Annotated in this window: 25 protein-coding genes; 16 read left to right on the top strand and 9 right to left on the bottom strand. The window is 69.1% G+C overall.

Annotated features, from left to right (window positions below):
- Positions 1-11 precede the first annotated feature (11 nt).
- Positions 12-365 (bottom strand): septal ring lytic transglycosylase RlpA family protein, encoded by a 354-nt coding sequence (locus ACT6XY_RS07770; protein ID WP_444747764.1) that lies wholly within the window; start codon positions 363-365, stop codon positions 12-14.
- A 243-nt stretch (positions 366-608) separates the two neighbouring features.
- On the opposite strand from ACT6XY_RS07770, the gene ACT6XY_RS07765 reads away from it, so the two are divergent.
- Positions 609-1,487, top strand: coding sequence for an MBL fold metallo-hydrolase (locus ACT6XY_RS07765; protein WP_444747763.1), 879 nt, complete (start codon positions 609-611; stop codon positions 1,485-1,487).
- A gap of 4 nt (positions 1,488-1,491) precedes the next feature.
- On the opposite strand, the gene msrP is transcribed toward ACT6XY_RS07765, so the two are convergent.
- A complete protein-coding gene (gene msrP / locus ACT6XY_RS07760) occupies positions 1,492-2,445 on the bottom strand; it encodes a protein-methionine-sulfoxide reductase catalytic subunit MsrP (protein WP_444747762.1) in 954 nt (317 codons plus the stop codon).
- 95 nt (positions 2,446-2,540) lie between these two features.
- Here msrP and ACT6XY_RS07755 point away from each other — a divergent pair, with 95 nt between their 5' ends.
- The 4 genes from ACT6XY_RS07755 (at position 2,541) to ACT6XY_RS07740 (ending at position 4,455) form a co-directional block, all read left to right on the top strand.
- The gene (locus ACT6XY_RS07755; RefSeq protein WP_444747761.1) at positions 2,541-2,804 is read left to right on the top strand and encodes a SemiSWEET family sugar transporter; all 264 of its coding nucleotides are present in this window, start codon (positions 2,541-2,543) and stop codon (positions 2,802-2,804) included.
- Positions 2,805-2,865: 61 nt separating this feature from the next.
- The gene (locus ACT6XY_RS07750; protein ID WP_444747760.1) at positions 2,866-3,273 is read left to right on the top strand and encodes a hypothetical protein; all 408 of its coding nucleotides are present in this window, start codon (positions 2,866-2,868) and stop codon (positions 3,271-3,273) included.
- 67 nt (positions 3,274-3,340) lie between these two features.
- Positions 3,341-3,700, top strand: coding sequence for a DMT family protein (locus ACT6XY_RS07745; RefSeq protein WP_444747759.1), 360 nt, complete (start codon positions 3,341-3,343; stop codon positions 3,698-3,700).
- Positions 3,697-4,455: a class I SAM-dependent methyltransferase gene (locus tag ACT6XY_RS07740; RefSeq protein ID WP_444747758.1), complete on the top strand. Its 759-nt coding sequence runs from the start codon at positions 3,697-3,699 to the stop codon at positions 4,453-4,455. Before ACT6XY_RS07745 ends, ACT6XY_RS07740 begins: the two co-directional genes overlap by 4 nt.
- 3 nt (positions 4,456-4,458) lie before the next feature.
- Here the strand turns inward: ACT6XY_RS07740 and ACT6XY_RS07735 are convergent, their stop codons facing one another.
- Positions 4,459-5,628 (bottom strand): PQQ-dependent sugar dehydrogenase, encoded by a 1,170-nt coding sequence (locus ACT6XY_RS07735; protein ID WP_444747757.1) that lies wholly within the window; start codon positions 5,626-5,628, stop codon positions 4,459-4,461.
- A gap of 11 nt (positions 5,629-5,639) precedes the next feature.
- Positions 5,640-5,954 carry a hypothetical protein gene (locus tag ACT6XY_RS07730; protein WP_444747756.1) on the bottom strand — a complete coding sequence of 105 codons (315 nt, stop codon included), beginning with the start codon at positions 5,952-5,954 and terminating at the stop codon, positions 5,640-5,642.
- Positions 5,955-6,208: 254 nt separating this feature from the next.
- Between ACT6XY_RS07730 and ACT6XY_RS07725 the strand changes: the two genes are divergently transcribed.
- The 6 genes from ACT6XY_RS07725 to ACT6XY_RS07700 all read left to right on the top strand — a co-directional run bounded on the left by ACT6XY_RS07725 (position 6,209) and on the right by ACT6XY_RS07700 (position 11,792).
- Positions 6,209-6,373 carry a hypothetical protein gene (locus ACT6XY_RS07725; protein ID WP_444747755.1) on the top strand — a complete coding sequence of 55 codons (165 nt, stop codon included), beginning with the start codon at positions 6,209-6,211 and terminating at the stop codon, positions 6,371-6,373.
- 171 nt (positions 6,374-6,544) lie between these two features.
- On the top strand, positions 6,545-8,590 hold the full coding sequence (locus ACT6XY_RS07720; protein WP_444747754.1) for an elongation factor G: 2,046 nt from the start codon (positions 6,545-6,547) through the stop codon (positions 8,588-8,590).
- A gap of 559 nt (positions 8,591-9,149) precedes the next feature.
- Complete coding sequence (locus ACT6XY_RS07715; RefSeq protein ID WP_444747753.1) at positions 9,150-9,653, top strand: YbjN domain-containing protein; 504 nt, start codon at positions 9,150-9,152, stop codon at positions 9,651-9,653.
- A gap of 53 nt (positions 9,654-9,706) precedes the next feature.
- Positions 9,707-10,549, top strand: a complete 843-nt coding sequence (gene proC, locus ACT6XY_RS07710) for a pyrroline-5-carboxylate reductase (protein ID WP_444747752.1) — start codon at positions 9,707-9,709, stop codon at positions 10,547-10,549.
- A 50-nt stretch (positions 10,550-10,599) separates the two neighbouring features.
- A complete protein-coding gene (locus tag ACT6XY_RS07705; RefSeq protein ID WP_444747751.1) occupies positions 10,600-11,349 on the top strand; it encodes a TetR/AcrR family transcriptional regulator in 750 nt (249 codons plus the stop codon).
- Positions 11,350-11,435: 86 nt separating this feature from the next.
- The gene (locus ACT6XY_RS07700; RefSeq protein ID WP_444747750.1) at positions 11,436-11,792 is read left to right on the top strand and encodes a tRNA-binding protein; all 357 of its coding nucleotides are present in this window, start codon (positions 11,436-11,438) and stop codon (positions 11,790-11,792) included.
- Between the two features lie 22 nt (positions 11,793-11,814).
- Here ACT6XY_RS07700 and ACT6XY_RS07695 read toward each other — a convergent pair whose 3' ends face one another.
- Together ACT6XY_RS07695 and ACT6XY_RS07690 are read right to left on the bottom strand one after the other, a co-directional pair.
- Complete coding sequence (locus tag ACT6XY_RS07695) at positions 11,815-12,849, bottom strand: amino acid ABC transporter substrate-binding protein (protein ID WP_444747749.1); 1,035 nt, start codon at positions 12,847-12,849, stop codon at positions 11,815-11,817.
- 184 nt (positions 12,850-13,033) lie between these two features.
- Positions 13,034-13,921, bottom strand: a complete 888-nt coding sequence (locus ACT6XY_RS07690; protein WP_444747748.1) for a branched-chain amino acid aminotransferase — start codon at positions 13,919-13,921, stop codon at positions 13,034-13,036.
- A 190-nt stretch (positions 13,922-14,111) separates the two neighbouring features.
- Here ACT6XY_RS07690 and ACT6XY_RS07685 point away from each other — a divergent pair, with 190 nt between their 5' ends.
- The 3 genes from ACT6XY_RS07685 (at position 14,112) to ACT6XY_RS07675 (ending at position 17,000) form a co-directional block, all read left to right on the top strand.
- The gene (locus ACT6XY_RS07685; protein WP_444747747.1) at positions 14,112-14,669 is read left to right on the top strand and encodes a MarR family winged helix-turn-helix transcriptional regulator; all 558 of its coding nucleotides are present in this window, start codon (positions 14,112-14,114) and stop codon (positions 14,667-14,669) included.
- Positions 14,670-14,673: 4 nt separating this feature from the next.
- Positions 14,674-15,393 carry a response regulator gene (locus ACT6XY_RS07680; RefSeq protein WP_444747746.1) on the top strand — a complete coding sequence of 240 codons (720 nt, stop codon included), beginning with the start codon at positions 14,674-14,676 and terminating at the stop codon, positions 15,391-15,393.
- A 92-nt stretch (positions 15,394-15,485) separates the two neighbouring features.
- Positions 15,486-17,000 carry a TMEM43 family protein gene (locus tag ACT6XY_RS07675; protein WP_444747745.1) on the top strand — a complete coding sequence of 505 codons (1,515 nt, stop codon included), beginning with the start codon at positions 15,486-15,488 and terminating at the stop codon, positions 16,998-17,000.
- Positions 17,001-17,071: 71 nt separating this feature from the next.
- On the opposite strand, the gene ACT6XY_RS07670 is transcribed toward ACT6XY_RS07675, so the two are convergent.
- Positions 17,072-18,046: a quinone oxidoreductase family protein gene (locus ACT6XY_RS07670; protein WP_444747789.1), complete on the bottom strand. Its 975-nt coding sequence runs from the start codon at positions 18,044-18,046 to the stop codon at positions 17,072-17,074.
- A gap of 186 nt (positions 18,047-18,232) precedes the next feature.
- Between ACT6XY_RS07670 and ACT6XY_RS07665 the strand changes: the two genes are divergently transcribed.
- The gene (locus ACT6XY_RS07665) at positions 18,233-19,330 is read left to right on the top strand and encodes an endo-1,4-beta-xylanase (RefSeq protein WP_444747744.1); all 1,098 of its coding nucleotides are present in this window, start codon (positions 18,233-18,235) and stop codon (positions 19,328-19,330) included.
- The gene (locus ACT6XY_RS07660; protein ID WP_444747743.1) at positions 19,330-20,757 is read left to right on the top strand and encodes a lipopolysaccharide biosynthesis protein; all 1,428 of its coding nucleotides are present in this window, start codon (positions 19,330-19,332) and stop codon (positions 20,755-20,757) included. Before ACT6XY_RS07665 ends, ACT6XY_RS07660 begins: the two co-directional genes overlap by 1 nt.
- Before the next feature lie 34 nt (positions 20,758-20,791).
- Here the strand turns inward: ACT6XY_RS07660 and ACT6XY_RS07655 are convergent, their stop codons facing one another.
- A complete protein-coding gene (locus tag ACT6XY_RS07655; RefSeq protein WP_444747742.1) occupies positions 20,792-21,970 on the bottom strand; it encodes a hypothetical protein in 1,179 nt (392 codons plus the stop codon).
- 72 nt (positions 21,971-22,042) lie between these two features.
- Positions 22,043-22,822 carry a WecB/TagA/CpsF family glycosyltransferase gene (locus tag ACT6XY_RS07650; RefSeq protein WP_444747741.1) on the bottom strand — a complete coding sequence of 260 codons (780 nt, stop codon included), beginning with the start codon at positions 22,820-22,822 and terminating at the stop codon, positions 22,043-22,045.
- Positions 22,823-22,912 lie beyond the last annotated feature (90 nt).

The raw sequence follows: 22,912 nt of genomic DNA, 5'->3' as shown, positions 1-22,912 counted from the left end.
GCAATCCGACTTTAGTGGCGGGCGATGCGTACCCGGCCGACGCCACGCTCGATGAGGCCGATGCGGCGGGCGGCTCCGCGCGAGACGTCGACGATCCGGCCGCGGACGAAGGGGCCCCGGTCGACGATGGTGACGGCGGTGGAGCGGCCGTTGGCGAGATTGGTCACGGTGATGACCGAGCCGCAGGGGAGCGAACGGTGGGCGGCGGTCATGGCCTCGGGGTTGTGGCGTCCGCCGCAGGCGGTCCGGCCCGGGAGCTGGTACCAGGAGGCGAGTCCGACGCCGTCGGCAGCACGGGCCTCGCTCAAGGGGGCGAGGGCAAAAAATGCGGCGCCGATCGCGGCAAGGCGAATGGAAAACGTCATCGGTGGGGATCTCGGCTCTCGGGTGGGCGAACGCGCCACTACCCGGGTGGGTTCCAGCAGCCGGGACGAGTGTCACGCCGGCCACCAAGCGATGGACGGGAGCTAGAGGTGAAATGGGACCAGAATGCGGCCTGACGGCCATGGGCCCGATCAGCGGCGCCGATCGTCGCCATCAGCAAATGGCGATTGCCCCGCGCCCGGCGAAGCCCGATCCTCGCGCCACGGGTATCAGGGGAGGCCAGAGTGACCGACACGTTTCGCGCCGACGATCTCGTCATCCACCGTATCGTCGAGCAGGAGGGCGGCTTCCTCGACCCCTTCGACATGCTGCCGGATCTGACCGTCGAGACGATGGCCGCCGAGCGCGACTGGCTGACGGCGGCCGGTGGCCTTGCCCCCGACGGGCGGCTGAGCCTCGCCTTCCAGACCTATGTGGTGCGCACGCCCCACCACGTCGTGCTGGTGGACAGTTGCATCGGCAACGACAAGCACCGGCCCACGCGGCCGGACTGGCACGGCAAGACGGACACGCGCTTCATGGACGGGCTCGCCGCGGCTGGTGTGTCGGTGGACGACGTCGACTACGTCATGTGCACCCATCTCCATGCAGACCACGTCGGCTGGAACACGCGGCTGGAGAACGGCCGCTGGGTGCCGACCTTCCCGAAGGCGCGCTACGTGTTCGGCGCACGCGAGTTTGCCCACTGGCAGGCGGCAGACGCGAAGGCGCCCGTCTTTCCGTTCCAGGACAGCGTCTTGCCGGTGGTGGAGGCGGGAAGGGCCGATCTCGTCGCCGGCGACCACGCCATCGGCGACCATGTCAGGCTGATGCCGACGCCGGGCCACACGCCCGGCCACGTCTCGATCGTCTTCGGCAAGGGCCGCGACGCGGCGGTCGCGCCTGGTGACCTCATTCATTCGCCGCTGCAGGCGCTCTTTCCCGACCTCTCGACCAAGTTCGACGTCGACAGAGTCGAGGCGGCGAGGACCCGCCGCGACTTCCTCGAACGCTACACCGACACCGACACGTTGTGCTGCATGGCGCATTTCCCCTCGCCCTCGGTCGGGCGAATCCGCCCCTGGCGGGACGGATTCCGCTGTGTCGCGGGGGGCGGGAGCTGACGCCTCAGGCCCAGAGGCGCTCGCGCTCGCGGCCACGGTAGAGCGGCGCGACATATTCGCCGTAGCCGTTGAAGAGCTGGGACGGCACGCGCCCGCCGCCACCGATCAGTTCCTCGGTCGCCTGGCTCCAGCGGGGATGGGCGACGGCCGGGTTCACGTTCGCCCAGAAGCCGTACTCCCCGCCCTGCAGCCGCTCCCAGAATGATTGCGGGCGCTGCTCGACGAAAGAGATGCGGACGATCGACTTGACCGACTTGAACCCGTATTTCCACGGCACGATGAGCCTCAGCGGCGCCCCGTGCTGGCGCGGCACCGGCTTGCCGTAGATGCCGGTGACGAGGATGGCGAGGTCATGCGCCGCCTCGTCGATGGCGAGGCCCTCGACATAGGGCCAGGAATACCAGGGCGAGCGCATGCCCGGCGCCCAGCTCTGCGTGTCGAAGGTCTCCATGCGCAGATATTTCGCCGAGCCCTGCGGCTGGACCATGTCCATCAGCGCTTTGATGGGGAAACCCGTCCAGGGGACGGTCATGCCCCAGGCCTCGACGCAGCGGAAGCGATAGACGCGCTCCTCGAGTGGCATGGCGCGGATCAGCTTGTCGATGTCGATCGTCTGCGGCTTCTCGACGAGGCCGTCGATCTTCACCGTCCAGGGGCGGATGGGCAGGGCCTGGGCGGCGCGCGCGATCTGTTTCGAGGTGCCGAATTCGTAGAAATTGTTGTAGCTGCCGGCGACGTTTTCCGCCGTCAGCGGTCGCTCGACCGTGTAGGTCTCGTTGCGCCGCGCCGGGTAGAGGTCGGCGGTCGGATCAGCCGCCTGTGCTTCCGCCCGGCCGGCGAGTGCCGTCGTGGCGAGGCCGGCGCCTGCCGCCACCAGCGCCCGACGCGACAGGAAGATGTTCTCCGGTGTCACCGCGGATTCCGGCAATTCCCATCCGCGCTTCGACTTGATCAGCATGGGGGCTCCCTTCGTCGTTACGACAGGCTATAGGCCGGCCGGCCCGTCATCCAATCACGCTATGGCGAGTCGACCCGACACGCCCGGAGGCCAACGTGCTGCCGCAGACCCTCGTTCCCTATATCGGCCTGGCTGCCGCTTTCGTTACGACCTTCTGCTGGCTGCCGCAGGCGCTCCGCATTATCCGGACCCGCGACACCCGCGCCATCTCGCTGCCGGCCTATGCCGCCTTCTCCTGCGGCATTGCGCTCTGGCTGGTCTATGGCATCTCGCTGGGCGATCTGCCGCTGATCCTCTCCAACACGGTGAGCCTGTGCCTCCAGCTCACCATCGTCGGTCTCAAGGTCAGATACGGGTGAGGCTGCCGGATGGATCGGGATTGAAACGATCGCCGGGCACACCGTGCGGCGGGAGGTTTCCATGTTCCGCACGCCCGTCCTGCCCCTGGCCGCTCTCGCGCTGATGACCGCCGCCGCCCCGGCGACCGCCTGCAATCCGGCCATGCCCGTCATCCGCTCGGACAAGGGCCTCGTCTTCACCGCCGACGCCTTCGCCCATCCCGTCTGGCGTCAGCGCGCCTCCGACGGGCGGATGCGGAGCTACGGGCGGCAGATCTGGCGGGGCCGGATCGGTGCCCGCACGACCTATCTCACCTTCGACGAGATTCCCGGCACCTCCGGCCCCAACCACCATCTCGCCTACCGTCTCGACAGCCCGCCCGCGCCACTGCGCTGGGAGCGGGCAGGGCGCTGGGACCTGGGCGAAAGCTTCATCGTCCGAGGCGGTCCGCTCGACGGCGTCTGGAGCGTCACCAATTGCACGCCCTGATCGTCGCGGTGTCGTGCTGCCGCGGCCCGGTTCGTGCTAGCCATGCTCCGTCCCACCGGAGTTCCCCATGGCGTCGCTGACATCGCCCTTCGTCTCCCCCATCCTGCTGCTTCTGGCCTCCAACGTCTTCATGACCGTCGCGTGGTACGGCCACCTGAAGTTCAAGGCGGCCCCGCTCGTCACCGTCGTTCTCGTGAGCTGGGGGATCGCCTTCTTCGAATACTGCCTCGCCGTGCCGGCCAACCGGATCGGCCACGCCGTCTACAGCGCCGCCGAGCTCAAGACGATCCAGGAGGTGATCACCCTTCTCGTCTTCGCCGTCTTCTCGGTGGTGGTGCTGAAGGAACAGCTGTCGTGGAACCATGCGATCGGTTTCGCCCTGATCGCCGCCGGGGCATTCTTCATTTTCCAGGGGAGAACCGCATGACCACGGCCTTCGTCAGCGGCATTCCCGCCCTCGATGCCTATCTCGCCGAGGGCTACGAGACGGTGCCGGGCATGTCCTCGCACTTCGCGGCCACCATCTGCGGCCATCTCCTGCGTCGCCAGAGCGAGATGGGCATCCGCGGCAGCCTCGCCGAGATCGGCACCTTCGAGGGCCGGTTCTTCATCGCCATGGGCCACGCACTGGCGCCGGGGGAACACGCCTACGGCTTCGACATCTTCTCTTGGCCGGACGATCACGTCCTGGACCGTTTCGTCGCCAATGCGGCGCGCTGCGGCCTGCCGGCCGAACGCTTCACGCCGCGCCCGTTCGACACCGGCAAGCTCACCGCCGACGAATTCGCCGGCCTGACCGGGCGGGGACTGCTGCGCTTCATCCACATCGACGGCGAGCACTCACCCGAGGCCCTCGGCCACGACCTCGCGCTCGCCCATGCCCGGCTGCATCCCCAGGGCCTGATCTGCCTCGACGACATGCTGCACCCGGGTTACCCGTTCCTGGTGGTGACGGTGCATGCCTATCTGACGGCCCACCCGGACATGTGCCTGATGTGCGTGATCGACCGCGAGGACATCGTCGCCGCGGCGAAATTCCTCATATGCCGCCGGGATGCGGTGAAGCTCTACGAGAACGATCTGATGACGAGCTTCTCTGCCCAGCACTTCGTTCTCGGAGGGGACGCCATGGGCCACCACTGTGTCGTGCTGACACCGCATCCGCGGATCGCCAACGTCTGAGGCTCAGGCTGCAGGAGGGGCGAGGCGCAGCAGGGCGCCGTCACGGGCATCGGTCAGGGCCCAGAGCGCCCCGTCCGGGCCCGCCTGGACGTCGCGGAAGCGGTGGCCGAGCTCCGTCAGCAGGCGCTCCTGCCGCACGACGCGCTCGCCCTCCAGCACGAGGCGGACCATCATCCGGCCCGCCAGCGCGCCGGAGAAGGCGCTGCCCTTCCAGGCCGGCATGAGATCGCCGGTGTAGAAGGTGAGGCCCGAGGGCGCGATGGACGGGGTCCAGTGCACCAGCGGCTGAACCAGCCCCTGGCGTTCGCGCAGGCCGCCGTTCACCGGTCTGCCGTCGTAATGGGTGCCCCAGGAGATCAGCGGCCAGCCGTAATTCTCGCCAGGCCTCACGGCATAGAGCCCGTCGCCGCCGCGTGGCCCGTGGTTGCTGACCCAGAGGAGGCCGCTCTCGGGATGAAGCGCAGCGCCCTGGACGTTGCGCAGGCCGATGGCCCAGACCTCGGGCGCCCAGTCGCCCCGACCCGCCGCCCGGGGATTGTCGGCTGCCGGTTCGCCGTTCGTCGTGATGCGGACGACCTTTGCGATCGTGTTCGACGGATCCTGGCTGAGGTCCATCTGGCTGAAGCGGTCGCCGGTCGTGACCAGGAGATGGCCGGACCGGTCGAGAACGATCCGGGAGCCGAAATGGTTACTGCTGGCGAAGGCCGGCTGTTGGCGCCAGATGACGCGGCCGTCCTCCAGCCCGTCGCCGGCCGCCGAGAGGCGGGCGCGGAACACGGAGGTGCCGTTGGTCGAGCCCTCACGGGATTCGGCGAAGCTGAGAAACACGTGCCGGGTGCGCGCAAAGTCGCGGTCGAGCGCAATGCCGAGGAGCCCGCCCTGTCCGCGGGCGAGAACGCGGGGGCCGCCCTCCAGCGGCTGCGATACCTCGCCGTCTGGCGTGACGCGGCGCAGCCGGCCGGGACGCTCGGTCACGAGCAGGGATCCGTCGGGAAGGAACGCGAGGCCCCAGGGATTTTCGAGGCCGGTTGCGACGGTGGTGACCGCAAGCGGCTGGTTTGGCGCATCGGCCCGGACCGTGCGGGCGTCCGCCCGCCGCGGCAACCCCGCCGCGGCAACGGCGGCGAGGCCGGAAGCTAGAACGGTGCGGCGATGGACACGCGTCCCGGACATGCGCCGCCCCGTCACGCCGCGACCGGGGGATCCTTGCGATCCTGGCTGACGGAGACGTAGCGGCGGAGCATGGCGACGAGCAGCACGCCAAGGCCGAGCGTCAGGACGATCACCGTGCCGGAAAGGACCAGCGTCTCGGCCTCGGAACCCTCCTCGAGCCCGGCCGCATCGAACAGCTCCGACGTGAGCGAAATCCCGGCGACCAGGAGCGCGATGATCAGCGCCACGACGATGCCGGCAGAAACGATGGTGGGGACGCGCGGATAGCCACGTCCGAAGCCCGCGCGGGGGGCGCCGATACGGAAGGATTGAGGCGAACGCAACATTCGGCAGCTCCGTCCTGATGTCTGTCGGCCAGGGTCTTTCCGAAGATGGGAATCGGTTGGACTTCGGCCGGTCGTCCGGTGAACGACAGTGACGGAAACCATGGTGGCAACACGATGGTTCCGGGCGAAAATGCGGCAACGTCTCACTGTTGCGTGATGGATGTGGGGTCGCTCTGCTCTTTCACAAGGTAAACCCGACCTTAACCACGCCCATGCGACAAGACGTCGTCGCTTGCAGAGGTGCCGAGGTTCCAATGTCCCGCTGGGTCCTGATCGCGGTCGCCGCCGGCTCCGTCCTTCTCGCGCAATTCGTCGATCGCGGTTCCAAGGACCTCGCCGAAGGCCTGCAGACGGCGCGTGCGCCGGTCTCCGACGACGATATCCGCACCGGTTCGGTCCGCCGCCCGCCGCAGCGCTGAGGCGCGGCAGAGTCACATAGCGACGTTGCAGCGCGAGACGGCACCCTTGCGCCCGGCCTCCTGCGGGAGGACCATGCCTCCCACGCGAGGTCCCCGAACAAGATCCTCCGTTTGGCCTGTCACTTCCGGGTCGACCTTCTCGCCCGGGCCCCGACACGATGGGTTGCAGACATGGGCGATCGAGCCGGCAGAAGACAGTCGGGTCCCCGGTGCATTGCGCTGGTGGGCCCGTTCCAGAGCGGCAAGACCACATTGCTGGAGGCGGTGCTGGAACGGACCGGCGCCATCGCCCGGATGGGCGCCACGGACAGCGGCACAACGGTGTCCGATTCCAGTGCCGAATCCCGGCAGTTCAAGATGAGCGTCGAGGCCGGCTTCGCCACGACCACCTTCATGGGTGACGACTACACCTTCGTCGACTGCCCCGGATCGGTCGATTTCCTGCACGACATGCGCACCGTCATCCCCGCCGTCGACGCGGCGGTGGTCATCTGCGAAGCCGACGAGAAGAAGGTGCCGGCGCTCGGGGTCATCCTGCGCGAGCTCGAGGATCGCGGCATTCCCCGCATCCTCTTCATCAACAAGATCGACAAGGCCAGCCGCCGCCTGCGCGAGACGCTGGAAGTGCTGCGGCCGGCCTCGCGGGTGCCCCTGCTGTTGCGGCAGATCCCGATCTGGAGGAACGGCATCGTCTCCGGTTTCGTCGACCTCGCCCTGGAGCGGGCCTTCGTCTATCGCGAGCACGCGGCGTCCGAGGTCATTCCCCTCGACGGCGCCGATCTCGACCGCGAGAAGGAGGCGCGCTTCTCCATGCTGGAGACGCTCGCCGACCATGACGACGAACTGATGGAGACCCTGCTCTCCGACCTCGAGCCGCCACGCGACCGCGTCTTCGACGACCTCGGCCGCGAACTCGCTGCAGGGCTCGTCGTGCCCGTGCTCTTCGGCTCGGCGCTGCAGACCCACGGCGTCCTGCGTCTGCTCAAGGCGCTCCGCCACGATGTGCCGACGGTGGCCGCCGCGGCCGATCGCCTTGGCACGGCGCCAGGCGAGGCGGTGGCGCAGGTGATGAAGACCATCCACACCCCCCACGGCGGCAAGATCTCCGTCGCGCGGGTGCTGGCCGGCTCGCTCGCGGAAGGCGCCGTGCTCACGGGGCCGGCGGGTGTGGCCGAACGCACCTCGGGCCTGTTCCGGCTCTTCGGCCCGGGCGTCGAGAAGATGCGGGAGGCCCGGGCCGGGGATACCGTCGCGCTCGGCAAGCTCGACCATGTCGCGACCGGCGAGTCGATCACCACCGGCCGCGCCGCGCCCGCGCCGCTGGTTGCGGTCGCGGCCCCGCAGCCCGTCCTCTCGGCCGCACTCGCGGCCCGCGACCGGAAGGACGACGTCCGCCTCGGCCTCGCCTTGGGCAAGCTCGTCGACGAGGACCCCTCGCTCGCCGTCACCCACGATGCGCAGACGGGCGAGATCATCCTGGCGGGGCAGGGGGAGATGCACCTGCGCGTCGCCATCGCCAGGCTCGCCAACCGCTACGGCGTGGCGGTGAACCAGGCACGCCCGGCGATCGGCTACCGCGAGACGATCCGCAAGGCGGTGACCGGCGTGCGTGGTCGACACCGCAAGCAATCCGGCGGCCACGGCCAGTTCGGCGACGTGGTCATCGACGTCAGGCCGTCACCCCGCGGCAGCGGCTTCGTCTTCGATGACCGGATCACGGGCGGCGTGGTGCCGAAGCAGTACATCCCGGCGGTGCGTGACGGCGTCGCCGACGCCCTGCGCAAGGGGCCGCTCGGCTTTCCCGTGGTCGACCTCGCGGTCACCCTCACCGACGGCAGCTTCCACACGGTGGACAGTTCCGACATGGCCTTCCAGCAGGCCGGCCGGATCGCCATCCAGGAGGCGCTCGCAGCCTGCCAGCCGGTGCTGCTGGAACCGGTCCTGCGCATCCAGGTGGCGGTGCCCGCCGAGGCCACAGCGAGGGTCAATGCCATCGTCTCGGCGCGGCGCGGCCAGATTCTCGGCTTCGATGCCCGCGACCGCTGGCCTGGCTGGGACCTCGTGAGCGCCCTCATGCCGGAGGCGGAGATCGGCGAACTCATCGTGGAGATCCGCTCGGCGACGGCGGGGGTCGGCTCCTTCACGTCGGAATTCGACCATCTCGCCGAGCTGACGGGTCGCGATGCTGAGAAGATCGTGCAGAGCCGCGCCGCCTGACGACTGCGAACGACAAAAAAAGGGCCGGGCTCGACGAGCCCGGCCTTTTGAGTTTCGGCTTCCGATGACGAACACCAGGAAGCCGCCTTCCAGAGGGGAACGCCGACAGCGACGCGAGGGTCACAGGGAGGACGTGACCCAAAAAATGCTATCGACCACCCGAAGATGGCGTGTTCGTGTGCAGCGCACAACCGGAGTGCCTGCATGGCTGGATTTCACCTGCCGCACGCCTCGGCAGCATGCCCGCATTTTGAGCAAAATGCGGCGGAACACCGCTCCGCCGTTCGCGGCGGCAAACGGTGGAGGACGGGCTCGCCGCGGCCCTTCCCGTGTGGATAAGGAGGCCCGTGCGATTGCGGCCGGAACGCGAATCCAAGATCGCTGGTGGGGTCAGTAGGCAGCGCCGCCATCCTGCGTTAGGGTCTGGGTCAGAGATCGATTCGAACAGTCGAATCAAAAGCTTGCAGCCGGCTTCAGAAAGCCTGCCGCCCGCCGGTCTCGCGTCCAGTTGCGTCCCGTCGCGTCTGTCCGACAACCGAGCGAACCGCACGGGGGCGGAATGTCCTTGATCGATATTGAAAGCACGGACCGGCAGGTCAATCCCGTCGATCTGGTGGAGAACCTGGCGTCTCTCAACGAGTGGTCATTCGACCGTTCGGGGGATGACGAGATCACCCTCTCCGTCACCGGCCGGTGGTCCGACTACCACGCCTCCTTCACCTGGATGGACGACATCGAGTCGCTGCATCTGGCCTGCGCCTTCGACCTGAAGGTGCCCGACCGCCGGAGGTCGGAGGTCAAGGAGCTCATTCAGCTCATCAACGAGCAGCTCTGGCTCGGCCATTTCGACCTCTGGCCGCAGGAAGGCGTGGTGATGTTCCGCCACGCCCTGCTGCTCGCCGGTGGGGCGGAGGCCTCCGGCCGCCAGTGCGAGGCCCAGCTCGACGCGGCCATGGAAGCCTGCGACCGCTACTACCAGGCCTTCCAGTTCGTCGTCTGGGCCGGCAAGTCGGCGCGTGAGGCGATGGATTCGGCGCTGTTCGAGACCGCCGGAGAGGCGTGACAGGGCAGGGCGGTGCGGCTATCCGTGGGGGCACCCAGCTTCCCGAGGACGCCATGACCGACGCCACCGCCCCCCGATCCCTCGCCGCCTTCGCCGGACACGTCGTGCTGGTCGGCGCCGGCCAGATGGGCGGGGCACTGCTGCGCGGCTGGCTCGGCCACGGGCTCGCGCCGGCCCGCATCACCGTGGTCGACCCGCGCCCGCCGGCCAATGTCCAAGCGATCATCGACGCGCACGGCATCGCCCTTGATCCGCCTGCGCCCGCCGTCGCCGACGTGCTGATCCTCGCCGTCAAGCCGCAGATCGCCGAGGACGTCATGCCGCTCGTGCGCCACCTCGTCGGTCCGCGCACGGTCGTCGTCTCCGTCATGGCCGGCAAGACCATCGCCCGGCTGGAGGAAATCTTCGGCGCCGGGACGGCCGTCGTCCGCACCATCCCCAACACGCCCGCGGCCGTCGGCCGCGGCATCACGGGCGCCGCCGGCAACGATCACGTCTCCCCGGCCCAGCGTGCCGCGGTGGAAACCCTGCTCTCCGCCGTCGGCCGGGTCGAGTGGCTGTTCCAGGAGAACTGGATCGACATCGTCACCGCCGTCTCCGGCTCCGGCCCGGCCTATGTCTTCCTCCTCGCCGAGGTGCTGGCCAGGGCGGGGGCCGCCGCCGGCCTGCCGGCAGACCTCGCCGCGCGCCTCGCCCGCGCCACCGTCGAGGGGGCCGGCGAACTCATGTATCGCTCGCCCGACGTCGAGCCGGCGACGCTCCGGCAGAACGTCACCTCGCCCAATGGCACCACCCACGCGGCGCTTCAGGTGCTGATGGGAGCGGACGGGATCGACTCCGCCTTCGTCGCCGCCATCGCGGCTGCGACGAAACGCTCGCGGGAACTGGCGGGCTGAGCGGAACGACCTATCTCTCGGGGCGGGGCATTCCACCGATGGAGACGGCCATGACCGATGCGACCGAGACCACCACCTCAACCACCGGCCGCCGCGAGGCCGTGGTCGCGGCCTTCATGGCCCTGCTGGCCGAACGCGACTTCGAGGCGGTGACGCTGTCCGACATCGCCATGCGGTCAGGCGTCTCCCTCGGCGACATTCGCGCACTCTTCGAGTCGCGCTTCGCCATCGTCGACGCCTTCGTCGCCGGCATCGACAAGGCGGTTCTCGACGGCATCGACGCCGATCTCGCCGACCAGGACACGAAGGAGAAGCTCTTCGACGTGCTGATGCGGCGGCTCGACCTCCTCGCGCCCCACAAGCCCGCCATCCGCAACCTGTCGCGTGCCGCCATGCGCGATCCGGGCCTCGCCATCGCGCTCAACGGCGTGGCGCGGCGGTCGCAGCGCTGGATGCTGGCGGCAGCCGGCGTCGAGGTCCCTGGCGCCGGCGGCATGATCCGCGCCCAGGGGCTCGCCATAGCCTTCGCCAAGGTGGTGCGTGCCTGGCTCGACGACGATGATCCCGCGCTCGCCCGCACCATGCGGGTGCTGGACGAGGAACTCGCCAAGGCCGGCCGTGCGGCAAAGACCCTGAAATCGGTCGAGCAGCTCACCGCACCGCTGAAGAGCCTCTTGTGCGCCCCGTTCGGGTGGCGTCGCCGGTCATCCTCCTGGGGCCCGGACGCGGAGGACCGCGACGCGCCGCAGCGCGGCTGGCGGGGGGATGATTTCCGCGACCCCAAGGTCACCCCGGTCTGAGGATCGGCAGACCGCTTGACCTCACGCGCCGATAGGCGAGAAAGGCCGGGTCCCGTCCCGGCCTTTTTCCTGAGCGCGAGTGCGTCATGCTGCCAGCCGAGCCCAGCCCGATCATCGGTTACGACGATTTTCTGAAGGTCGACATCCGCGTCGGCGAGATCGTCGAGGCCCAGCCGTTTCCGGAAGCGCGCAAGCCCGCCATCAAGCTCGTCATCGACTTCGGGGGGACGATCGGCCGGAAGAAGTCATCGGCCCAGATCACCCGCCACTACGAGCCGGCCGCACTCGTCGGCCGACAGGTGCTGGCGGTGGTCAACTTCCCGCCGCGGCAGATCGGCAAGTTCATGTCGGAGGTGCTCACCCTCGGCGTCCCCGACGCCGACGGCGAGGTCGTGCTGATCGGCCCGGGCCATCAGGTGCCGATCGGCGGGCGCCTCTTCTGAAGGCGCCCGCCGTCCGCGCGGTTCAGCGGATGGGCGGCGCGTATTGCAGGCCGCCGGCGTTCCACAGGCCGTTCAGCCCGCGGGCGATGCCGAGGCGCGAGCCGGCGCCGAGGTTGCGGTCGAAGCTCTCGCCATAGTTGCCGACGTGGCGGACGATGCGCACGACCCAGTCCTTGGTCAGGCCCAGGGCCTCGCCGCCATTGCCCTCGACGCCGAGCACGCGCCGGATCTCCGGATTGGTCGACTGCAGCATCTGGTCGAGATTGCCGCGGTTGATGCCGAGCTCCTCGGCGGTGACCATGGCGAAGTGGGTCCACTTGACGATGTCGAACCACTGGTCGTCGCCGTGGCGCACGACCGGCCCGAGCGGCTCCTTCGAGATGATGTCCGGCAGGACGAGGTGGTCGTCGGGCTTGGCGAGGCTGAGGCGCTGCGAATAGACGCCCGACGCGTCGGTGGTGAAGACGTCGCAGCGGCCCGATTCATAGGCTTTCAGCGTCTCGTCGGCGGTGGCGAACACGACCGGCTCGTAGCGCATCCCGTTGGTGCGGAAATAGTCGGCGACGTTCAGCTCGGTCGTGGTTCCCGTCTGCACGCAGACCGAGGCACCGGAGAGTTCGCGCGCCGTCTTCACGTTGAGCGACTTGCGCACCATGAAGCCCTGGCCGTCATAGTAGTTCACGCCGGCGAAGTTCAGGCCGAGCGCCGTGTCGCGCTGCAGCGTCCAGGTGGTGACGCGGGACAGGAGGTCGACCTCCCCCGACTGCAGCGCCGTGAAGCGGTCCTTCGCCGAGAGCGGCGAGAACCGCACCTTGGTCGGGTCGTTGAAGATGGCGGCGGCCACAGCGCGGCAGAGGTCGACGTCGAGCCCGGTCCACGTGCCGGCGCTGTCGGGTTGCGAGAAACCTGCGAGGCTGGGGCTGACGCCGCATTTGACCGCGCCGGCGCTCTGGATGTTGCGCAGCGTTGCGCCGCCGCTCTGGGCGAGCGCCGTGCCGCTGGCCGCTCCCATGCCGAGAGCAGCGGCGAGCGCGAGGGACGAGACGATCCGTTTCATGGTGGTGGTGCTTTCCGCTCTGGATGTTGTCTGGTTGCGACGCCCGCCATCCGTACGGACGCCGCTCCTGAGCAGCCTAGCAGGGACCCGGCGGAAAGCGACAGGTCGGGCGCATCACCGATCCGGAAAGCAAGAAGGCCGGGGCGAGCCCGGCCTTCGCGGCAGTCGGTGAGGGCGGTGCGGCTCAGGCGGCGGCGGCCTTCGGCGTCACCTCGACCGTGTAGTCGTCCATGATCGTCTTCGACATGTTGCCCGGCGTGTAGCGGTAGGGGCCGATCTCGGAGACCGGCGTCACCTCGGCGGCCGTGCCGGTGATGAAGCACTCGTTGAAGCTCGACAGCTCCTCCGGCATGATCCGGCGCTCGATCACCTCGAAGCCGCGCTTGCGGCAGAGGTCGATGACGGTGCGCCGCGTGATGCCGTCGAGGAAGCAGTCGGCGATGGGCGTGTGCACCTGGCCGTCCTTGATGAAGAAGACGTTGGCGCCTGTGCACTCGGCGACCCGGCCCTGCCAGTCGAACATCAGGGCGTCGGCATAGCCCTTCTTCTCCGCCTTGTGCTTGGAGATGGTGCAGATCATGTACAGACCCGCCGCCTTCGAGGTCGAGGGCGCGGTCGCCGGATCGGGGCGACGATACTCGGCGATGTCGAGGCGGATGCCCTTCATCTTGGTCGCCGGATCGAAATAGCTCGGCCATTCCCAGGTGGCGATGGCGAGGTGGATCTTGTTGTGCTGGGCCGAGACGCCCATCATTTCCGAGCCGCGCCAGGCGACGGGGCGCACATAGGCATCGGTCTGGCCGTTGGCCTTCAGCGTCGCCATCTTCGCCGCGTCGATCTCGGCCACCGAGAAGGGGATCTCGAAGTCGAGGAGCTCGGCCGACTTGCGCAGGCGGGCCGAATGCTCGGTGCACTTGTAGATGGCGCCGCCATAGGCCCGCTCGCCCTCGAACACCGCCGAAGCGTAGTGCAGGCCGTGGGTGAGCACGTGCACCTGCGCGTCGCGCCAGGGGACGAGCTTGCCGTCCATCCAGATAAAGCCATCGCGGTCGTGGAACGGGACCAGAGACATGTCTTCCTCCTGTACTCTCCGGGCTTCTCGGGCGTCCACATCGCGTTTTGCGAACTGGGCCGGGTCCGGCTAACCTTGTCATGCGAGAGCCGGCGCTGAGCGGCGATTCCCGACGGGGTGAGCAGCCTTTGGGTACGATCGTTTCGTGAATGCGGGCAGATGAGTAACAATCGGCATCGAATATGTCAACATGGCTGACATAAATGTCTCTCCGGCCCAGCGCCGCACCACGTCCGGCACCGCGGCGGCGGGTGCGGAGCCGACCGGCCGCGACCCCGCCTATGAACTCATCGAGCTGATGTTCTTCGCCTATCGCGACTTCGTCGGCGATCCGGACCACGTTCTGGAGCGCTATCAGTTCGGCCGCGCCCATCACCGCGTGCTGCATTTCGTCTTCCGCCATCCGGAGATCCGGGTGGCCGACCTCCTCGACATCCTGAAGATCACCAAGCAGAGCCTGGCGCGGGTGCTCAAGGAACTGGTCGAGCAGGGCTTCATCCTGCAGAAGGAGGGCCAGGTCGACCGCCGCCAGCGGCTGCTCGCGGTGACGGAGAAGGGCAGGGTGCTGGCCCTTGAACTCGCCAAGCTGCAGACCGAGCGCTTCGCCCGCGCCATCGCCCAGTCCGGCACCACCCGCGACCAGGCGGTGCGGTTCCTCTATGCGATGATCGATCCGGAAGGGCGCGAGGACGTGACCCGGATGATCACCCAGGCCGATCGCGCCCTCCAGCGCGGCAAGGAGCGCTGACGCGATGTCGACGTCGTTGAAACCGCCGGCCGACGACGCGCCGCACCTCCTGATCGTCGACGACGACCGCGTCATCCGCCAGACGCTCGCCCGCTACCTCACCAACAACGGCTACCGGATCACCACCGCCGGCCACGCCGCCGCGGCGCGCAAGAAGCTCGACGGCCTGACTTTCGACCTCCTGATTCTCGACGTGATGATGCCGGGCGAGACGGGCTTCGATCTGGCCAAGGCGATCCGCGCGGGCACCGCGGGACCGCGCGACATCCCCATTCTCATGCTCACCGCCCGGGCCGACCTCTCCGACCGCCTGACAGGCCTCGAGATCGGCGCCGACGACTATCTGCCCAAACCCTTCGAGCCGCGCGAGCTCTTGCTGCGCATCGGCGGCATCCTGCGCCGCGCCATGCCCTCGCCGCAGCCCGTGGTGGAGGCCGTCAAGTTCGGCGACTTCCACTTCCACATCAGCCGGCTGGAACTGAAGAAGGGCGAGGAGGTCGTGCGCCTCACCGACCGTGAGAAGGAAATGTTGCGCGTCCTCTCCGTGAAGCCCGGCGAGACCGTGCCGCGCTACGACCTCGCGGCGCCCGGCGGCGACATCAACGAGCGCACCGTCGACGTCCAGGTCAACCGCCTGCGCCGCAAGATCGAGGTCGACCCCGCCAATCCCTTGCACCTGCAGACGGTGCGCGGCATCGGCTACCGGCTTATCGCCACGCCCTGATTGCGCGCCTGAAACAGTCGTGCGTGGCTGCGCGGGCGCGTTGAAACACGGCCGTGGCGGATTACCCTCACCTTACGTGAGGGGGAATCAGGATGAGCATGGATCAGGACGGCTGGAGCGCGGGACCGGCGGAGAGCGGCGAAGTCGGGGGCGACTCGACGACCGAACATGTCGGCTTCCTGGAGAGGCTCTGGCAGTCGATCACAGGCATCCTGATCGGGCTCGGCCTGGTCGCCGCCACCATCTGGGGCATCTTCTGGAACGAGGGACGTGCGATCGGCACGACTCGGGCGCTGAACGAGGGCGCCGGGATCACCGTCACGGTGCCGCCGACGCGGGTCGATCCCGCCAATGAGGGCAAGCTCGTCCACGTCTCCGGCGACCTGCGCTCCGGCGGCCGGCTGACCGACGCCGACTTCCAGATCACCACTGACGCCGTGCGCCTGGTCCGCAAGGTCGAGATGTACCAGTGGAAGGAAGACCAGCGCACCGAGACGCGCAGCAATGCCGGCGGCTCGCAGACGCGCACCACGACGTACGAATACACCCGCGTCTGGTCTGACAGGCCGATCGATTCGAGCCGCTTCCGCCGTCCTGGCGGCCACGAGAACCCGGCCATGCCGGTGACCGGCCGCAGCCAGACAGCGCCCAACGCCACCATCGGCGCCTTCCGCGCCGAGAGCCGCGTCGTCGGCCTGTTCGGCAGTTCGGCCGAGCGCCGCCTCGAGGTGACCGACGCCCAGCTGCGCGCCTTCCAGACGCGCTTCGGCTCCCAGGCGCGCCTCGCCGACGGCAACGTCTATGTCGGCTACGACGCAGGCAGCCCGGCCGTCGGTGACGTCCGCATCTCCTACACCGTGCTCCCCGAGGGGCCGGTGACCGTGGTGGCGAAGCAGGTCGCGCAGGGCTTCGGTCCCTACCAGGCCTCCAATGGCCGCGAGGTCTTCCTCGGCGAGACCGGGACCAAGGCGGCGCAGGAGCTCTATGCCCACGCCCACGAGTCCAACCGGATCCTGACCTGGGTGCTCCGTGTGGTCGCGCTGATCGTCATGTGGATCGGCTTCAACCTCGTCCTGCGGCCCTTCGTGGTCCTGGCCGACGTCATTCCGCTCTTCGGCTCGGCCATGGCGGCCGGTGCCGGCATCGTCGCCCTGGCGCTGACCCTGGTGGTGGCGCTGCCGACCTTCGCCATTGCCTGGTTCTGGCACCGCCCGGTCATGTCCATCGCGCTGATCGCAGCGGGGATCGCGGGCGCCTATGGCCTGAAGCTCCTCGGCGAGCGCCGCCGCGCCGCCGCGCCGCCCGCTGGCGGCCAGGTGATGGGGGGCCCCATGGTCGCGAACCCGATGGCGGGGCCCCAGCCCGCGGGCTGGCCGGCCGAGGCCGCGCCCGCCGGCTATCCCGCCCAACCCGGCTATCCTCCGCAGGCCGCTTACTCGCAGCAGCCCGGCTATCCTCCGCAGGCCGGTTATCCTCCGCAGCCCGGTTATCCCCCGCAGCCCGGCCATCCCCCGCAGGGCTGGCCGCAGCCGGCGCCGCCGCAGCAGCAGCAGCAGGGTGGCTTCCTCAACGTGCCCCCGGGCCTGAGGCCGGGGCAGGGCGGCTGACCTCGCCTTCCTGAAATGGCGAGCGCCCGGTCCTTGCGGCCGGGCGTTCGTGCATCGGGCGGCCCTTGCCGTCAGGGGATGAGGATGATCGACCCTGTCGTCTTGCGGCCGGCGAGGTCCTTGTGCGCCTTGACGGCGTCCTTCAGCGCATATTCCTGCGGCTTCTGGACGATCACCGTGCCGTCCTTCACCACGTCGAACACGTCCTTGGCATTGGCCAGGAGGTCCTTGCGGGTGGCGATGTAGTGGTAGAGCCCGGGCCGGGTCAGCGTCGCCGACTTCGCGGAGAGCACTGCGGGCGAGACCGGGTCCGGAACGCCGGACGCAGTGCCGAACAGCACGAGGTGCCCGCGCACGGCGAGGCATTCGAGCGATTTCAGGAACGTGTCCTTGCCGACGCCGTCATAGACCACCTGCACGCCCTTGCCGCCGGTGATCTCCATCACGCGCGCGACGAAGTCCTCCTCGGTGTAGATGATCGGGAACTTGCAACCGTTCTTCTTGGCGAGCGCCGCCTTCTCCGCGCTGGACGTGGTGCCGATGACGGTGGCGCCGAGCGCCTTCGCCCACTGACAGAGCCAGAGCCCCATGCCGCCCGCCGCGGCGTGGACGAGGATCGTGTCGCCCTTCTTCACCGGGTGGGTTTCCTTCAGCAGGTAGCGCGCCGTCATGCCCTGCAGCATGATGGCGGCGGCCACCTTGTCGTCGATCGCCTTGGGCAGCTTGACGAGCTGCGCCGCCGGGATCATCCGCTTCTCCGCATAGGCGCCGGGCGGTCCGCCGGCATAGGCGACCCTATCGCCGAAGGCGACTTCGGTGACGCCCGGCCCGATGGCCTCCACCACGCCGGCCGCCTCCATGCCGATCCCGTGCGGCAGCGAGGGAAACTTGTAGAGCCCGCTGCGGTAATAGACGTCGATGAAGTTCACGCCGATGGCGGTCTGCCGGATATAGGCCTCGCCCGGACCGGGCGGCTTCACCTGCACGTCCTCGTAGACCATCGCATCCGGTCCCCCGGTCTTGTGGATGCGGATCGCCTTCACCATGTCGCCTGTCCCTTCGTCCTGCCGGATCACGCCGTTGCCAGCCGGATCCATGCGTTCCAACGCCACCACCGTGTTACGATTCGTTGTAGTGCGTTCCAACCCCTTCCGTCACCTGCCAGCCTTGCCGGCGAACTGTTCTCGGCCGGGTCCGGAACGGCCCTTGCGAGGGCGGGTCGAGGAGGCCCCATGCTGTCCCGCCGCGAAACGATCCTGACCGCCCTGAAGGCCGCCGCCGGATTCGGCCTGGCCTCGGCGTCCCCATTGGGGACTCTGCTGGCTGGCACTGCCGCCGCCGACGAGGCCTCGCCCCTGGCGGGCCTGCGTTACGGCGCGGCGGTCCGAGACGTGCCACTCGCCGTCGAGCCCGAGTTCCGGGCGGCGATCGCCCGCCATTGCCGCCAGATCGTCGGCGAGGGCGGCCTCAAATGGTTCGACATCCGGCCGACCCGCGAGCAGTTCGTCTACGACTCGCCCGACAAGCAGATGGCCTTCGCCACCGCCAACGGCATGACGCTGCGGGGCCACACCCTCGTCTGGTACGGCGCCATGCCCGACTGGACCAAGACCATTGCGTCCGCCTCGGACGCCGAGCGGCTGCTCGTCGGCCATATCGAGGCGGTGATGGGCCGCTACCGCGGCCGCATCAAGAGCTGGGACGTCATCAACGAGGCGATCCCCGACGATCCCGCCAGTCGCTCCGACATTCGCCCCTCCATCTGGCAGCAGCGCCTCGGGGAAGCCCATCTTGCGCTCGCCCTGCGCACCGCGGCGCGCGTCGATCCTGACGCGCAGCTCGTCATCAACGAATACGACGTGGAATTCGTCGGGGACCGCTATCGCCGCCGGCGGGAGGCCTTCCTGCGTCTCATCCGCGACCTGAAGCTGCGCAACGTGCCGCTGCACGCCGTCGGCCTGCAGGGCCACCTGCGCGGTGACCTGGCGATCGACCGCGAGGGCGTCGCCGCCTTCACCGCGGAGTGCCGGGCCATGGGCCTCGCCGTGCTCGTCACCGAGCTGGACGTCATCGACGACAAGCTGCCCGGCCCGCCCGACGTGCGCGACATTCTCGTCGCCGCGAAGGCCTACGAGTTCCTCGACGCCGTCCGCGCCGGCTCGCCCATCGATTCCATCCTCACCTGGGGCATCACCGACAGGCACACCTGGGTTCCGACCTATTTCAGGCGCACCGACGGCCTGCCCAACCGGCCCTTGCCGCTCGACGCCGGCTACCGGGTGAAGCCCCTGGCGCGGGTCATCGCGCACTTCCTGCGGGACCGCCGCTGATGCTGATCCGGCAGACCTCCACCTACATGGTTGCGCATGGCACCTCGTCGGCGCTCGGATTCCTGTCGGTGATCCTGTTCACGCGGCTGCTCACGCCGGCCGAATACGGCGTCTATGTCGTGGCGCTCTCGGTTGCCGGCATCGTCTCCTCGCTGCTCTTCACCTGGGTCCGCCTGTCGGTGCTGCGCTTCGAGTCGGAGGGCGAGGCGACGGATATCCGCCTGACGGCGCTCGCCGCCTATGCGCTGTCCGTCGCGACCCTGCCGCTCGCCCTCGGCGTCACGGTCTGGGCGCTCGCCGTGCCGCTCGACAAGGCCCTCGCAGCCCTCGTCCTGGCCGCGGCGCTCGGCCTCTTCGAGCTCGGCCAGGAGATCCTCAGGGCTCGCCTGCAGTCGACCACGTACATGCGCGCCACCGTGGTGCGCGCCTTCGCGGCCATCGGGATTTCCTTTGCTCTCGTTCACGCGGGGTGGGGCGGCTTCGGCCTCGTCGCCGGCGTCGCCGGCGCCTATGTGATCGCGGCACTCGCCTTTTCTCCCGTCATCTGGAAGGGCCCGAGAAAGCCCTTCGACGCCGTCACGTTCCGGACGATGCTCGGCTTCGGCGTGCCCATGGCCCTGTCGGGCGGTGTCTTCGCCCTTCACGCCGCGCTCGACCGGCTGCTCGTCGCCGCCCTGCTGGGCGACGCCGCCGCGGGCGTCTATGGCGCGGCGGCCGATCTCGTCCGGCAGATCATCCTGTTCCCCGCACTGTCCGTGGCCGCCGCGGTGGTGCCGCTGGCTATCCGCGCCCTGGCAGAGGAGGGAGCCGCCGCGGCGGACATCCATCTGACGCGCAGCGGCGAGCTTCTCCTCGCCGTCGTCATGCCCGCCGTCGTGGGTCTGGCGATCGTCGCGCCGCATTTCGCCGCCTTGATCCTCGGCCCGGAATTTCGCGACACGGCGGCGCTTCTCATCCCGATCCTCGTCTTCTCCTGGCTGTTCCAGACGGTCTCCCAGCAGTTCGTCCAGATCAGCTTCCACCTCGCCAAGAAGCCCTTCCTTATGGTGGCGCATGGCCTATCGAGCCTCGTCGTCAACGTGGTGGCCATGGCCCTGCTCGTGCCGCCCTTCGGCCTCAAGGGGGCGGCCTGGTCGCTGGTCATCGCGGAGGCGGCGGGCGTCGTCGCCGGCTATGTGCTGTCGCGGTGGGCCCATCCCTTGCCCTTCGCCTGGCGGCCCCTCGTCAAGGTCGTGGCTGCCGTGCTCATCATGGCGGCGCCCACCGCCCTGGTCGCCCGGACCGGTGCAACGGGTGACATCGCCGTCTTCGCGACCGCCGTCGTTACCGGCATCGTCACCTATGCCGCCGCGGCACTCGCCCTCGACATCGCGGGCGTCCGTTCGGCGATGATGCAGCGGGTGGGCTGGAGCGGCGGGGCGTCCTGATCGGAACGGATGGACGGCTGCGGGGACCGCAGCGTCAGGCGGACCAGTCGACGCGGGCGAGCTGCGCCTTCAGGGGCGCGTCGATCTCATGGATGGCAGGATCGAACCGGTCGGCGCTGGTGCGCTGGTACTTCCAGTTGTCGTTGATCTCGCGGAAGTGCCGGTAGCCGAAATCCGACGTCGTGCGGAGGGCAGCCGGCCAGTGTCCGACCGTGTGAACCCGCCACTGCGCCCGGTCGGGGCAGCGCCAGGGCACCAGCGTCCATTTCGGCGGGCAGGCGAGAACGTTCATGGGGAGCACGCCGAAGCGCCGCGCGATCTTCTCGCGCTGCACCGTGTCGAAGTCGGCGTGCCGCACCGGACCATCGGCCCGTTCGCCGGTTCCCACCACCCAGCGCCCGCGATAGCGCAGGATGCCGAACGGGTCGGCCTCGGCCGCGGCGAAAACGCTCTGGCCGCCGGTCGAGACGACGAGCTCGTCCACGTCTGCGTTCTGGACGGAGCGCGCGGCCTCGAGGAAGCGGCGCCGCGCATGTTCCCAGGCGCCGTGCTGGCAGAAGTCGGAATCCCAGAAGCGGCGCGCGTCCAGCCCCTGCGGCCCATACTTGAACGGCCACTCGACCACCCGCGCCGCGGCGATGCCGGAGACGGCAGAGAGGGCCTCCGCGATGGCGGCGGCGTCGTAGCGGGTCGAGGCGTTGTCGTAGATCAGCACGGCGTCGGCGCCGTGGGCGTCGCGCGCATAGCGCACCCAGTCCTGGATCCAGGCGAGATCGTTGTTGCGCGACTGGGTGAAGATGACCCTGCGGCCGGCGAAGATATCGACCTCGCTCGGCTGTACCGCGACCTCGACACGTCCGAGCGCCGAGGTGACCACGAGGGTCTCGGTGCCGTCGGGCGCGTCGACATGGATCTGGCCGTGACGGTCGAGCTCGCGCAGCTCGAAGGGACAGGTCCGTCCCGAGGGCCTCGCCTCGATGGTCGCCGCCTCGAACGCCGCCTTCAGGTTGAGGAAGGGCGGGCCGACGAGGACGATGCGGCCGCGGATACCGATGAAGGCGTCGAAGAACAGCGTCTCGGCGTCGAACTTCTGGTCGTAGTCGTCCTCACGTCCCTCCATGGGGCGCACGGAGAGCCGGCGCGCCGTGCTGAAATCCGTCAGCAGGGTCGGGGAGGGGCTGACGATGGCGATGTCGGCTTGCTTCGGCGTCACTGTGCGGGTCCCGGCGGGGGCGGGACCATGAGGGGCCTCGAAGGGAGCTGTCAAACCGGGTGCGCCCATGGGTCAGGCCGATCGCCGGGCCATCAGGTAGATGGCCTTCGGATTGGTCACCGCGTAGCGCCAGAACAGGCGGCGCGGCTCCAGCCAGATGCGGTAGGCCCACTCCAGAGAGGCGCGCTGCATCCACGTGGGCGCGCGCCTGTTGGTACCGGAGAGGAAATTGAACAGGCCGCCGGACGTCTTGATCATGCCGACATGGGTCAGTCGGTCGCCGTGGCGGGCGACGAAGCGCTGCTCGTGCGGCACGCCCATGGCGAGCCAGAGGATGTCGGGAGCGAGGGCGTCGATCTCGGCGATCTTCGCCTCCAGCGCTGCGCCGGCGAGGAAGCCGTGGCTGTGGCCGGCGATGACGAGGCGCGGATAGGCGCGCCGGACGTTGGCGACGGCACGGGCGTTTTCTTCCGCCGTGGCGCCGTAGAGGTAGAAGGTCGTGCCGGTCTGCTCCGCCCTGCGGGCGACGTCGTGGAAGAGGTCGGTGGTCGCGACCCGCTCCGGCAGGGGCGTGCGACACCTCAGCCGCGAGGCGACGACCAGCGGCTGGCCGTCGGCGACGATCTGGTCTGCGGACCGCACGAGGGCGGCCAGCTCCGGCTCGGCCGCGACCCGTGCCAGGACTTCGCCATTGGCCGAGGTGAGATAGAGCGGTGGCCGGCCCCGCTGCCGTTCACGCGCCGCCCGGATCATCCAGTCGGCGGTTTCTGCGCGGTCGAGCACGGCGATGGGCAGCCCGCCCACCGTCACTTTGGGGATGGCGGCGAAGGCCGCATCGAAAGCCTCGCTCATGTCAGTGCACCAGGCGGGCGAGTGGCGGGCGGCTGGCGATCTGGCGCGTCGCGGGGGCGGTCGCCGGGCGCGGCCCGCCGACGGCCCAGC

This window comes from Phreatobacter sp., assembly GCF_052440005.1.
In the GTDB taxonomy this organism is placed as follows: domain Bacteria; phylum Pseudomonadota; class Alphaproteobacteria; order Rhizobiales; family Phreatobacteraceae; genus Phreatobacter.
Note: the sequence above shows the minus strand (reverse complement) of the source record. Positions and strands in the feature narration are given on the sequence as shown.